The following is a 13,682-nucleotide window of genomic DNA, read 5'->3' as shown; positions in this document are numbered from 1 at the left end:
AGATTAGGTTTTATTTTAATGAAATTAAATCGATGTTTTTTATTATTTTTTTTGTTAGCAACTGGGATATTGTCAGCGTGTCAGGAGCGGTTGCCCCCCTCTATTCGGGCTAAAGTTAAGCAGCCATTGCCAAAAGAAATTCAACGTAAAATGGTTGAGTATAATGTTGATCCATATGCACCGATTATGATGCGTTTTTTTAAGGAAGAAAATACTGCTGAAATTTGGAAACAAGATCGTAGTGGACGCTTTGTACTTATGGCAAGTTATGACATTTGCAAATGGTCAGGTGAACTTGGGCCTAAATATAAGGAAGGGGATTATCAAACACCAGAAGGCTTTTATACCGTTAACGCAAGCCAAATGAATCCTTATTCGAGTCGTTATCTTTCTTTTAACATCGGTTTTCCCAATCTTTATGATCAAGCACATGGACGTACAGGTAGTTATCTTATGGTTCATGGGGGTTGTACTTCTGTAGGCTGTTATGCAATGACTGATAGCAATATGGGGCAAATTTATGCTTTTGCACGGGATGCTTTTAAAGGTGGGCAGAAAGAGTTTCAGTTACATACCTTCCCCTTTCGCATGACCGATGCTAATATGAAGCGCTATCGTGACAATCCTCATTATCAATTTTGGGTGATGCTCAAAGAAGGTTATGATCGCTTTGAGAAAAAGCGTGTGCTTTCAAAAATTGATGTTCACGAAAAACGTTATGTTTTCGATCATTTTAACGAGAAAAATTTAAGTGCGATAAAACCATAAATATGACATTTATTGTAAAAAATATTATTGTAAAAAATATCGTACATTTTATAATTTTTTAAAATCAAAAAAGGATCAATATTCATTTTGCTAAATTTATTTACGACGATAATGTTATCATGTTTTAGTGAGAAATTTGAGTAAAACTACTGGAAAAACATGAAAAGCTGATCATGAAGGTAATAGAAATATAATCTACTTTCTTTCCTATGTTCCACGTGAATCATCAATAATAATTTATTATTTTCATTATATATAGGAAGGTCGTTTATGTGGAATGGGGATTTTGCGCGGTATTCTTGTATTAGTTTTATGTGCCTGTGGTGTAGCAATGAGTTGTACTGTTAAAGGAAGAACGGAAGAAGGCGAAACGTTTATTAAAGGAGAAGTAAAAATAATATTCCCTTCTTTATCGAAGGTGTCTTCTAGGCGTTTTTTTACAACCTCAGGATCGCAAATTTGTTCATCCATATCGGTGATTTGCGTCATTTTAGTGCCATAAGGTTTTAGAGTGGCTAATGTTGATTGTGGAGAGCCTTGAAGAGAAAAGCCTTTTTCAAGCAATTGTGCTGCTTTTCCTTCTCTTGTGTTAATGTTATCTGAGCCTAAAACAACAGCGATAATCGTGCGTTTGTTACGAGTTGCTGAAGCAACAAGATTAAAACCAGAGGCACAAGTAAAGCCAGTTTTCATACCATCTATTCCGTTAAAACGGTTAATGAGATTGTTTGAGTTGAATTTAATTTTTCGCCCATCACCAAAATCAATAGCCGGAATAGAAAAATAATGAGCATATTGGGGAAATTCCCGACGGATTTGAACAGCGAGAAGAGCAATATCACGTGCTGTGGTGTAATTGTCTGGATGTGGCAGACCACTTGCATTGGCAAAATGAGTTCCAAACATACCTAAACGTTGGGCTTGAGCATTCATTTGTTGCACAAAAGCTTTTTGTGAACCAGAAACGGCTTCGCTTAAAGCAATGGCCAAATCATTAGCAGATTTAACTAAAGTGACGCTTAAAGCTGTCTCGAGTGTAAGGATGGTACCAGTTTCATAACCTGAGTGAGAGGGAGAAGCTTGTGATGCGTTTTGGCTTATAGTGATGTGTGTTTGTGGTGAAATTTTTCCTGTGCTCATGGCGCGAAAAATGACATAAGTGGTCATTAATTTTGTTAAAGAGGCAGGATACCATCGTTCAAAAGCTTGATTATGTTCTAATATTCGTCCAGTTGCAGCGTCAACAGAAATAAAAGGATAGGCTTGCGCCAAAGTGCTTGTCATACTTAGAATGAAAGACAAACAGAGCCTGTATAAAAATTGACGCATACAATTTAAGTCCAATTATTATTTAGTTTAAGCGATTTAGAACTATTTTAGCTTAAAATACAATAGATTTGAACGTATAAAGTAAAAAAAGAACGTTTAATTACGTATAGGTCCTTTCCAGGGATGACCGAGCGTTTGGAGCCTCTTAACAGCAGAAGGTGGCATAGGTGGGGGAGTGGAGTCTTGAGCGGCTAATAAGAGTAATTCATCACAAGCTTTTTCTGTTTTTTCAATTAGTTTATCTAAAAAATCACGTTTATTTAAGCCAATTTCGATAGGAGGAAGAATACGCACACGAATTGTTCCCGGATAACGGCGAAAATTATTACGTGGCCAATATAAACCAGCGTTGTGGGCAATGGGTACAACTTGAAGTTTCAATTCATTGTAAAGGGCAGTAATGCCTGGTTTATAATCTGGTTCTTGACCGGGTTGTCGGCGTGTTCCTTCGGGGAAGATCAAAATTTGGCGCCCTTGTTTTGCTTTTTGTTTTGCTTTTTGTATGATGATTTTGAGGGTTTGAATAGGGGTTGCTCGGTTAATCGGGATAACTTGTGTTTTGGCCATATACCAGCCAAAAAAAGGAATCCACATCAATTCGCGTTTTAGAATAAGGGCAGGATCATCAAAATAGGGCACAAGGCTAAAAGTTTCCCACGCGGATTGATGTTTTATAGCAATAATATATGCACCTTTTGGTAGGTTTTCTAAGCCTTCAATTTCATAATGTGTTCCAGCAATGTATTTTTGTAAAAACAATGTAACATGTGCCCATGTTTTAGGGACAATCCACGCTTTTTTACGAGGCATTAAAAAATAAAAGGGGGCATAAAGAATCATTTGCACAAAGGTGGCTATATAAAAAACGAATGTAAAAAGAAGAGAACGAAGGATAAGTACCATATTATTATTTAATATTTGCAAATGAGATTTTAATTATAACACCATATGTATGGAAAATATCTTCATTATGGTATACTTAATTTTTTAAAATATAAAGCAAGAGATTAAGAATGTCACAGGCTGATAAGAGCAAATTTTCTCAACAGATTTTATTATCTATTAGTTGGTTTTGATCTTTATCAGATTGGAATCTGAACAAATTTAAAGTTTTATCAGAAATAAAAACCTAAAATGTAAATGTAATAATTTAGTTGTGGCCGCATTAAATGCGTAAAGGTGATCTTATGTTTTCATGAAAAGGGTATATTTATAGCTGATCAAATTCAATTCAACTTGATGCAATTCAAGTAAGTATGTATGGCCGAAGATTCTCAGATAATATAAGTCATTACAGAACATTTCACTTAATTAGCAAATTTACTTCATTGTTTTTGTAAATACTTAAATCGAGAAACGCTTCTCAAAAAAGTGAAGAATCACTTGAAAAAGTGTTTTGCATTACAAAGTAAATTTAATGGAAGTAAAATATATTTTATTGGAGCGGGCGATGGGATTCGAACCCACGACCCCAACCTTGGCAAGGTTGTGCTCTACCCCTGAGCTACACCCGCTCACACATTCTTAAACGCTTTTTGTATGACGTAGCATTATTTGAATTGCAACAAAAAAATAACGTTTCAGTAAAATTTATTTTTCAATGTTAAAAAAGTATTTATGACAATTATTGCTTCTAATAGTTTTGAATAATTGATTTTACTTTATGTTTTAGCGAGAATATTTTTCCCGCGGGAGGGTAAGTGGTTGCAAGTTTAAGCAATATACTCTTTTGTTTATCAATAAATAGGAAGTTTGGCAGCGTTATTTGTGTTTTTCAAGTTGATTATCCAGTTACGATGGTTTTTTGACAATTTAAAAATTGATGTTTGTGATACTTCGGGAGACATTGAAAATTTTATTCAAATTTTAAGTCATGAGAAGTGACAGTTTTTTCCAAATAGAATTACTCAATGAAGTTTTAAGTTTGCTAAAGTTTTTCATAATCGTGTAGGTTAGTTTATTGAGTAAACAGTATAGATGAGATCTATCTCATGTATGGTTGCTACTTTAATGCAAGAGGATGTTTTGGAGTTAAATAAATACAGTTTCAGTATTAGATATGTTAAGTGATTGATTTTTAATATATTTAACTGAAAAGATTGTTAAAAAAAGAATGGGTTAATTACGATTATGATGATGTATTTTATCTATCAGGTTTTTGAATATAAGGGATCAGTGTACAGATGTGCACAAAGATAGTGCGTGGAGGAAGAATGATCTTGGACATGCACTAAAAAAAGTATAAGTTAAGTGTTGGTGGTTTTTTTGGTGACTTTATTGGCATGGTTTAAAAGGTTCCCAGTGAAGTTTTTGAAATGATCTACAATAATGGATTGATATTTTGGCTGTAAAGAAAGCACATGAAGTTGATCATTTTCTAACGCATTTTTCGCGTTCTTTTCCTATTGTTTTAATTTATGGTCCTGATCGTGGTCTTGTTTGTGAGCGTGCGCAGCGTTTTGCTAAATTGACGCAAGTAGCAATAGAGGACCCTTTTTCTACGATTCGTCTCAATGCAATTGAGATTGATAAAGATCCTGTGCGATTACAAGATGAAGCACATACTATATCACTTTTTGGCGGTGATCGTTTGATATGGATATCTAATGGTGCGAATCAAAAAGGTTTTCTTGCGGCTCTTAAACTTTTAATTAAAGAACCACCAAAAGCATGTTTTATTTTAATTGAAGCAGGGGATCTGAAAAAAGGGGTGGGGTTACGCAATATTGTTGAAACAGCATCAACAGCAATGGCTTTGCCCTGTTATGCGGATGATACCCGTTCTCTTGATAAAGTGATAGATGAGGTTTTGAGTGGTTTTAAAATGACTCTTTCTTTGGAAGCGCGCAAGTGGTTATACGAAAGTTTGGGGGCAGACCGTCTTATTTCGCGTGGTGAGTTGGAAAAGCTTTGTCTTTATGCTCTAAAGAAAGAACAAATTACTCTTGAGGATGTGAAGACTGTGGTAAGTGAAGCTAGCGCTCTTTCTCAAGATGAAGTCATTGATGCTATTTTACTGGGGGATGTGACGGGCTTTGAGATGCATTTTAGTCGATATACGGCTATGCAAAATACGCTTTTCTTTGTTTTGAGTACAGCACAAAGGCATTTTCAACAATTACAGCTGTTGCGCTATCAAGTGGAAGTTGAAGGAAAAACTCCTTTTGCAGTCATATCTCAAGCACGGCCACCGATTTTTTTTCGTAGAGAAAAAACAGTTGAAAAAGCCCTAAAATATTGGGGACTGGAGCAAATTGCTTATGCTATGGAAAAAATTCAACGTGCTGTTTTAGATAGCCGTAAAAATCCGTTTTTAGGTGAAATTATTGTTCATCAAGTTTTATTAGGATTAGCAGTTAATGCACGAAGACGCATTTCTTCTTAAAATTGGCTACCTCGGCATTGAAGAGTTTTTGTGACTTGGTAATTTTATGAAGTGTATTTTTCTTTTGTGGTGTTTTTTTATCAAAAGACAAAGAGCGATAACTCATAAGGGATTTTTGTTATAAGATTGTGGTATTAGCGTGAAATTAGTCAGTATTGTTTATTTTAGTAATTACTAAATTTGCCACCAAGATTAAAAAGGCTATTGTATAACATGATTTGAGTAAAAAATACAAGGTCACTTAATATTTTGGATTGCGGTATAATAGGGAGTACTCATTTATCAATGATAATATGGGAATTACGCAGTAATTTTAACAATTTGAAATATCAATGAAATTTGTTGATTTATAATTGCTGGTTTTAGTATAGTTTTTTCTAAGTTTGGCTATCATAATTGTTATTCTTAAGAATGTATCTGCTTTATGCGAGAACAACTTTTATTTATAAAGTTTAGATCATTTTTTAAAGCTTAAAGAGACTTAAAAGAAAAAGTCACCAAAGAGTGTGAAAATTTGATAAAAAATGTGTTGTGGTATAGCTATCGTATTCTCATTAATGCAGTAAGTCATTATGTGCGTGATGACGGTAGTGCTTTTGCAAGTCATATCGTACTCTCAGGGCTTTTAGCATTTTTTCCTTTTTGTATTTTTGGAGCGTCTCTGGCCAGTTTTTTTTGGGATTTTGCGTATACACCGCAAAAGATTGAAGCGCTTATGTATTTGTTACCTGATGCAATTGCAGAGCCTTTTTCTAAAGAAATCATCAATGTTTTGACAACGCAACGAAGAGGCTTATTAACGCTTTCTTTTGTTGGGGTAGCGTATTTTGCTTCAAATGGGGTAGAAGCTTTACGTACAGCCTTGAATAAGGCTTATCGCGTTGTTGATCATCGAAGTTTGTTTTTTTGTCGTTTTCAAAGCTTATTTTTTGTGATCGTTGGAGCAATCGGTATTACTGTTATCAGCTTTTTATTAGTTTTAGCGCCTTTATTGATAAAAATTACGCAAAATCATTTTCCCTTTATTGCTGAATATATTGGTGTTATTCGTTTATGGCGTTATACAATTGCGGTGGTTATTTTATTTATTAGTCTTTTGATTGTTCATAAATGGTTGCCAGCAAAGCGGAGAAAATTGATAGATATTTTACCAGGGATTGTGGTGACACTTTTTTTGTGGTTTGCGGCGTCGATTACTTTTGCACATTATTTAACAATGTTTAATTATGTTTCCACTTACGCTGGGTTAGCATCTATCATGATTGCTATTATTTTTCTTTATATGTTGAGTGCGATTTTTATTTTGGGAGGTGAAATCAACGCAGCAATTATGTTTTATCGCACTCGTTTACAACGTTTAGATCCATAAAAGAACTCTTTATTTATTAGAGAATTAAGGAATAAAAAAGTGTACATTTTACTGTTGCTTTTTAGTTATTGATAAAGATATTTGTGCCTAAAGCAAAAGTGGTCGTATTATGTGTCATTATCAGCTTCAAATATTATATTTTGTCTTTTCTTAATTCTTAGTAAAACGCTTATTTAAAAGAAAATTTGTTTTTTAAGAAGAGTTTTACGGTGCAAGGATTGGAATGTAAATTATAAGCATAATGGTTTGTATCATGAAGATAGGTTAAAATCTTCAGGGTGGATAATGCGGGTAGGAACAGCAAAGTGAAGCTTACCTTAGGGCAGTAGTGCATTTTTTTAAGCAAGTTCAATTAGCCAAACTTTTATAACAACAAGAGGTTTGCGGGGGTAGAGCAATATGGACTTTACCCTTTTTTTTCTTATCAATAATTTTTTTTGTCTTTGAGTGGTTTTGTATTGAATTGTACAACGCTTTAAAAGGCATTATTATTTAAAACATTATTTTGTTTTTTTAATGATAGTTTTTATGAATGCTTTAGCATCGTCGTTGGCCCATGGAGCTATACCATTAAATGAAGCAATGAGGTCACCGTCTTGATCAACCAGGAGTGTAATGGGTAGCCCTAAAGCTAATCCTTGTTTGCGGATATTGGTAAAAATATTCATTTTTTCGTCGCGGTAATAGGTCAAATTATCAGCATGTACTTCACGTAAAAATTGTTGAATTTTTTCAGGAGAAGCTGCTTTATCGATATTAATGGCAATGACATCGAAATTCTCTTCCTTCATGTCGCGTTTTAGTTGTGCCAATTCTGGCATTTCCACACGGCAAGGTGCACACCAAATGGCCCACAGATTAATAAGCAATGGTTTTCCGGTAAATTCAGAGAATTTATGGTCTTTTCCTTGAATATCTTTAAAAGAAAACTGGCCTATATTATAGGAAGTATCGGCAAATCGGATGTGCTTAAAAAAGCCTTTGGTTTCTTTTTTGATTGCTATTATCTTTTCCGCTTTTATTTTGTTGGTGTTTGTTTCTTGTGCTTTTGCAACTGAAATAAAGTGAGAAAAGAGAGGTGTTTTATGATCATGGTTTATTGTTGTGTATAGACTTAAAGCAATGATAAAGGATGTGAACAAGCATTGTGTTTTTTTATTTTTCCAGTTGATGAAAATTTGAGGAATCATAATTTTTATCCTTTAAATGGGCTTTTTAGGGTATGACAAATAATAAATTGAGCAATAAAATGTAGGGTGGCCGTTTTGCACAAGGGCCTGCTGTAGTTATGAAAGATATTAATGCTTCCGTTGATTGTGATCAAAAACTTTATCGACAAGATATTGAAGGTTCACTTTCTTATGTGGCAAGTTAGCACAAACGAAATTATTTCACACTCTGATTATGAAAAAATTGTGCATGGTTTAAAGCTTATTAGTCAAGAAATTGAAGAAAGCACGTTTACTTTTTCACGAGAACTTGAAGATATTCATATGAATATTGAGGCGCGATTGAGCCAATTGATTGGTCCTGTAGCGGGCCGTTTACACACAGCGCGTTCACGTAATGATCAGGTTGCAGTTGATTTTCGTTTGTGGGTATGTGAAGAAACGCAAAAAATAGCGCACGCATTAAAAAAGCTCATAGAGAGATTACTCATTCGAGCAGAACAAAATGTTGATACCTTTATACCAGGTTTTATACATTTACAAACTACCCAATCCGTAAATTTGGTCATTATATGATGGCTTATGTTGAAATGTTTGGTTGAGATTATCACATATGCGTGATGCGTTTGAGTGAATGATTCGCCTTTAGAGGTTTGTGTATTGGCAGGAACAGGCTTTCTAATCGATCGTTTTATGAAAGCATAAGCACTAGAGTTTTGTAAACCGACGCGCAATTCAATAGATAGTGTTTCAGATCGTGGTTTTGCGTTGAAATTTTTAAGCGCTGGTGCGCTTTGTGCAATGCATCTTTCACGTTTTTAGCAGAAGAAATTATCCTGTGGTCGAGTGCACAATTTCAGTTTATTTATCAGATGCTTTTTTAACGGGGTCATCTATTATGCCACAAAAAAATCCTGATGCTGCTGAGCTTATACGAGCTAAATCGGGGCAGTTGTGAATGGCGCGTTTATTGGGTTTTTACAGTGATGAAAGATTTACTCCTTGCTTATTCGAAGGATATGCAGGAAGATAAAAGTTTATGTATTTGATGGGGCTTTGAACTTGGAATTATCGGCTTGCAGCAATGACAAGGGTCATTGGTGATTTGGAAGTAAATAAAGAAATGATGAAACAAGCAACAGATTCTGGTTTGCAATAGCAACAGATTTAGCCGATTGGCTTGTGCATAAATTGAGACTTTTCTTTCGTGAGGCTCATCATATTACCGGACGTATTGTGGCATTAGCAGAAAAAAGAAAAGCCATCTTAATAATTTATTGGTTGAGCTTCAGATGATCTATCCTGATATCAATGTAGCTGTTTTTGATGTTTTAACAGTTGAAAAATCAGTTGAAAGTCGTAAAAATTTTGATAGAACGGCGCCTTTAGAAGTGCTCTACTAAATTGCTTATTGGGAAAAACGTCTTGTGAGTGCGTGAATAGATTTTATTGTAAATGCAAACAAGTGCAGCAAAATATCGATATAAGAAGAAAAGGCGTATGAGAACTATTTTAAAGAATTTAATAATTGTCCTTTTTTTTAATGTTGTTATAGTTGGATGTGGGCGTAAAGGAGCATTAGAATTACCTTCTTCAATAACGGTGGAGCCTTCGCAAGAAGCTTTTGTTTCTGAAAGAAAAACGGATAAACCTTTTGTTCTTGATCGATTGATACGATAGAGGTTTTTATGCGTTTTTTTCCTTATCATAAAGACATGCTTTATGCTGAAGGTCTTTCATTTTCTACACTTGCAGATGAGGTGGGAACACCTTTTTATTGTTATTCAGCTAATGCACTTGTTGCTTATTTTCAAGACTATCAAAATGCATTTCATGATATACCTAGTATTGTTGCCTATGCGGTTAAAGCAAATTCCAATCAAGCTATTTTACGGCTTTTGGCACGCAATGGGGCGGGAGCTGATGTGGTGTCAGAAGGTGAATTACGGCGCACTTTAGCTGTTGGTATTCCTGCCCATCGTATTGTTTATGCTGGTGTTGGTAAAACAGTTAGAGAGATAGATTTTGCTCTTGCACATGATATTTGTTGTTTTAATGTTGAATCAGAGCAAGAACTTGAACAATTATCAGCACGCGCTGTCGCACTTTCAAAAAATGCACGTATTTCATTGCGTCTTACTCCAGATGTAGATGCAAAAACTCATCAGAAAATTACAACTGGTAAGTCTGAAAATAAATTTGGTATTCCATTAGTGTTAGCGTATGATGCCTATAAAAAAGCAGCGCAATTGCCTGGCCTTCAGGTATGTGGTGTGGCTATGCATATTGGCAGTCAGATTTGTGATTTAAAACCATTTGAAGAAGCGTTTGTGATTGCCGCAGATTTTGTGCGCCACTTACGCAATGATGGTTATGCTATAACCCATGTAGATATTGGAGGTGGGTTGGGGATTTCTTATGGGCGAAAGTCATGTTTAGTGCCTTCTCTTTTTGATTATGCGGCACTGGTAAAGAAGCATATTGCACCTTTAGGGATTACTGTAATTTTAGAGCCTGGGCGCAGTATTGTAGGCAATGCTGGTGTTTTGGTAACATCTGTTGTGTATTTCAAAAAAGGAAAGGGGCGCAATTTTGTTGTTGTTGATGCAGCGATGAATGATTTTATGCGTCCAACACTTTATGAGGCTTGGCACAATGTGGTGCCAGTGAAAAAAACACCATTAAATGCTGTGATGATCAATGCAGATATTGTTGGCCCTGTTTGTGAAACTGGTGATTATTTAGCATTGGATCGTTGTCTACCAATGTTAGAGGCGGGTGATCTTTTGGCAATTACTGGAGCGGGCGCTTATGGTGCGGTGATGGCAAATACTTATAATAGCCGGCTTTTGGTGCCGGAAGTTTTAGTTCAAGATACACGTTATGCTATTGTTCGTCCCCGTCTTGATTATACACAATTGATTGGTTTTGATCATATTCCAGATTGGATTGAGAATTTTTAAATGTTTTTGACTTTATTTCCAATAAACTTTTATGGAACAATTTATATGATACAAATTATTTTGTATAGGTCTTATGATTCTTAACTCATTATATTAAAAAGGACAAATGATTGCCTATGAAAAATGAAAACATCACAAGTTTTCTAAAGATAAGGCTTTTATTTGCGCGCCTTCTGGCTTGGTGTTTCTTATTTTTTGAGTGGATATGGCCGCGACTGTTACCGTTTTTTTTAGCGTTAAGTCTTTTGTTTTCGCTTAGTTGGTTTGGTGTTTTTAATCTCTTAAGTTATTGGTGGCATTTATTTTTTCTTTGGCTCATACTTTTTGCTATTTTGGGAAGCTTGTTTTTTCTTTTTGGCTTTCGCTTTCCCACTATAAGGGATGTTGATTGTTATATTGAACAGATAAGTGGATTTAAAAACCAACCTTTAAGTGTTCAAACAGATCGTTTGTGTGTTGAAGATGATGATGGTTCTAGCGTGGTTATTTGGCGAGAACATCAACGCCGCATGGCAGAACAATTGCGTCATGTTCAGATCAGATTTGCTTACCCTAATAGCGCTGCCTATGACCCTATAGCTTTTAGGGCACTATTTATTTTGTTGTGTGTATGTGCTTTTAGTTTTTCTTTTGGCTCGTCTGGGGGGCGTTTATCAGACGCGTTTGATCTGCGCCCTGTGGTTGATGAAGCATTAATACGTATTGATGCTTGGGTCACGCCACCTGCTTATACAGGTATTGCGCCTATTTATTTAACACAAAGTGAGACAACACAGCTTACTGTTCCTGAAGGTAGTGAGGTTGTTGTGCGTGTTGTTAATGGTGCTGGTGTTAAGGTTAAGGCTGTGTCTGAAGAAGATGGGCACAAAATTTTACTTTCTGAGAAAAATGAACAAACGGCTTTAAATAATGCAATGACTCGTTTTGAAACGCGCTTAGATCGTTCAATACGTTTGTCTGTCTCATCGCGTCATAGGCAACAACAATGGCACTTGCATATGATTAAGGATCAAGCGCCGACGATTGGTTGGCTTGCAAAACCAGAGCGGATTTTAGCCGGTTCATTAGAATTACGCTATGAAATGGATGATGATTATGGTGTAACAAAGGCTTTTGTTGCAATAGAGCCCCTTCTTGATCATAGTAAAAATTCTTCTCCTCTTTATAAAGCACCGGAGATAAAACTTCTTTTAGCACGTGGTGGAAAAGGCAAAATGCGGACAGTCCAAGATATATCTGGTCATCCGTGGGCTGGTAGTGAGGTTAAAATCACTTTGGTTGCAGAAGATGGATCTGGTCAACAAGGGCGTAGCAAAACTTTTGTCATGATATTACCACAACGTATTTTTGCCAACCCTGTTGCTCGTGCAGTAGACGAGCAGCGTCGTTTATTAGCACTTGATGCGTGTGCACGAGAGCGTGTGCTCGATATGCTTTCTGCTTTGCTTGTGCGCCCGGAAGATGGTCTTCAAAATGTAACACATTTCCTGGCATTGCAGAGTGCATGGATAAGGCTTTCTGCGGCGAAAACAGATGACCAATTGCGTGGTGTGGTTCATTATTTATGGCAAATTGCTTTAGGTATTGAAGGTGATCAGTTCGAATCTGCTCAGCAAAGGTTAAAACAAGCACAAGCTGCTTTGCGTGATGCGTTGCGCAATGGCACTTCAAGTGAGGAAATTGAACGACTGATGGCAAATTTACGCCAAGCTGTGAATGATTATATTACTGCTTTGCCTGAAAAAGAATCAAAAGATGGCAATGCGCGTAAGACTACCCTTTCTAAAGATTCATTATCCCAAAAGTTGGATTCAATTGAAGAAATGGCCAAATTGGGTTCTTCTTCTGCAGCTGAACAGCTTTTAGCTGAAATTGAACAGACACTTGATCATTTGCAGAGTCGAAAAAGTAATCAAGCTAAAGAGCAAAATGACCATCAAGAAACGCAAATGAAAAAAAAGTTAGATCAACTTGGTGATTTGATGCGTCGACAGCAGGAAATTCTTAATGATACGCACTATTTAGAAAAGAAACAACGCCATAGTGGAGAAAATGTTCCAAGTAATGAGGAAAAGCAGAACAAAGCTTTGGAAGACCGTCTGATTGAATTGCAGTCTGAATTATCAGAATTAGAAAAGGAACTTTCAGCACAAGGTCTTAAACAAAATGACGCGTTGAAAGAAGCAGAAAAGAAAATGAATTTAGCAAAGACCTCTCTTGATAATGGAGACTATGAAATGTCAATGCAAAATCAGTCAGAGGCTTTAGAGTCCTTGCGGCAAGGTGCGCAAAGTGTTTTAAAAGAAATGCGCAAACTACTGAAAAAGGAAGGAGATAATCACAATGATGTCCATAGTCCTCAAGATCCATTAGGGCGTCCGCTTTCCTCACAGACAGGTCAAGGTCAAGAAGGAATAGGGGGGGCACAGAAAAATGATCAAATGCGTGCACGACAGATTTTGGAAGAAATTCGCAAACGCCTTAATAAGGATCGTATTCCTGAGGCAGAAAAAAGCTATCTTGAAAGATTACTTCATTTTCGTTAGTCAGCTTTAAATCAATATTGAAAAAAGCACATTCAAAAATTTTTATGAAATAAGATGCACTCAAAATAAAGAACACAACAAAGTAAACCGTTCTTTTGATGCAGTGATAATAACGCTTGTGTGCCTTACTTATGTTACTTTATTTTTGAATAT

Annotated in this window: 9 protein-coding genes, 1 tRNA gene and 1 pseudogene; 7 read left to right on the top strand and 4 right to left on the bottom strand. The window is 35.9% G+C overall.

Going from position 1 to position 13,682, the window contains the following annotated elements:
• The first annotated feature begins 18 nt into the window (after positions 1-18).
• Positions 19-768 (top strand): L,D-transpeptidase family protein, encoded by a 750-nt coding sequence (locus BBBE_RS06925; RefSeq protein ID WP_010701798.1) that lies wholly within the window; start codon positions 19-21, stop codon positions 766-768.
• Between the two features lie 249 nt (positions 769-1,017).
• On the opposite strand, the gene BBBE_RS06920 is transcribed toward BBBE_RS06925, so the two are convergent.
• The 3 genes from BBBE_RS06920 to BBBE_RS06910 form a co-directional block, all read right to left on the bottom strand.
• The gene (locus BBBE_RS06920; RefSeq protein ID WP_010701797.1) at positions 1,018-2,097 is read right to left on the bottom strand and encodes a D-alanyl-D-alanine carboxypeptidase family protein; all 1,080 of its coding nucleotides are present in this window, start codon (positions 2,095-2,097) and stop codon (positions 1,018-1,020) included.
• A 96-nt stretch (positions 2,098-2,193) separates the two neighbouring features.
• A complete protein-coding gene (locus BBBE_RS06915) occupies positions 2,194-3,000 on the bottom strand; it encodes a lysophospholipid acyltransferase family protein (protein ID WP_010701796.1) in 807 nt (268 codons plus the stop codon).
• Positions 3,001-3,536: 536 nt separating this feature from the next.
• Positions 3,537-3,611, bottom strand: a tRNA-Gly gene (locus tag BBBE_RS06910).
• Between the two features lie 827 nt (positions 3,612-4,438).
• On the opposite strand from BBBE_RS06910, the gene holA reads away from it, so the two are divergent.
• Together holA and BBBE_RS06900 are read left to right on the top strand one after the other, a co-directional pair.
• Complete coding sequence (gene holA, locus BBBE_RS06905) at positions 4,439-5,482, top strand: DNA polymerase III subunit delta (RefSeq protein ID WP_010701795.1); 1,044 nt, start codon at positions 4,439-4,441, stop codon at positions 5,480-5,482.
• Positions 5,483-5,996: 514 nt separating this feature from the next.
• Complete coding sequence (locus BBBE_RS06900; RefSeq protein ID WP_010701794.1) at positions 5,997-6,851, top strand: YihY/virulence factor BrkB family protein; 855 nt, start codon at positions 5,997-5,999, stop codon at positions 6,849-6,851.
• Between the two features lie 500 nt (positions 6,852-7,351).
• Here the strand turns inward: BBBE_RS06900 and BBBE_RS06895 are convergent, their stop codons facing one another.
• On the bottom strand, positions 7,352-8,041 hold the full coding sequence (locus BBBE_RS06895; protein ID WP_010701793.1) for a TlpA disulfide reductase family protein: 690 nt from the start codon (positions 8,039-8,041) through the stop codon (positions 7,352-7,354).
• A 98-nt stretch (positions 8,042-8,139) separates the two neighbouring features.
• Between BBBE_RS06895 and argH the strand changes: the two are divergent.
• From argH to BBBE_RS06875, 4 genes and pseudogenes are all read left to right on the top strand, one after another.
• A pseudogene (gene argH, locus BBBE_RS06890) lies at positions 8,140-9,423 on the top strand (argininosuccinate lyase).
• 97 nt (positions 9,424-9,520) lie between these two features.
• Complete coding sequence (gene lptM / locus BBBE_RS06885) at positions 9,521-9,700, top strand: LPS translocon maturation chaperone LptM (RefSeq protein ID WP_022708802.1); 180 nt, start codon at positions 9,521-9,523, stop codon at positions 9,698-9,700.
• An 8-nt stretch (positions 9,701-9,708) separates the two neighbouring features.
• Positions 9,709-10,983: a diaminopimelate decarboxylase gene (gene lysA, locus BBBE_RS06880; protein WP_010701791.1), complete on the top strand. Its 1,275-nt coding sequence runs from the start codon at positions 9,709-9,711 to the stop codon at positions 10,981-10,983.
• Positions 10,984-11,099: 116 nt separating this feature from the next.
• Positions 11,100-13,529 (top strand): TIGR02302 family protein, encoded by a 2,430-nt coding sequence (locus BBBE_RS06875; protein ID WP_010701790.1) that lies wholly within the window; start codon positions 11,100-11,102, stop codon positions 13,527-13,529.
• Positions 13,530-13,682: the final 153 nt, after the last annotated feature.

The organism is Bartonella bovis 91-4, from assembly GCF_000384965.1.
GTDB classification, from domain to species: Bacteria; Pseudomonadota; Alphaproteobacteria; order Rhizobiales; family Rhizobiaceae; genus Bartonella; species Bartonella bovis.
The sequence above is the reverse complement of the archived record's forward strand: the minus strand, read 5'-3'. Positions and strand labels throughout refer to the sequence as shown.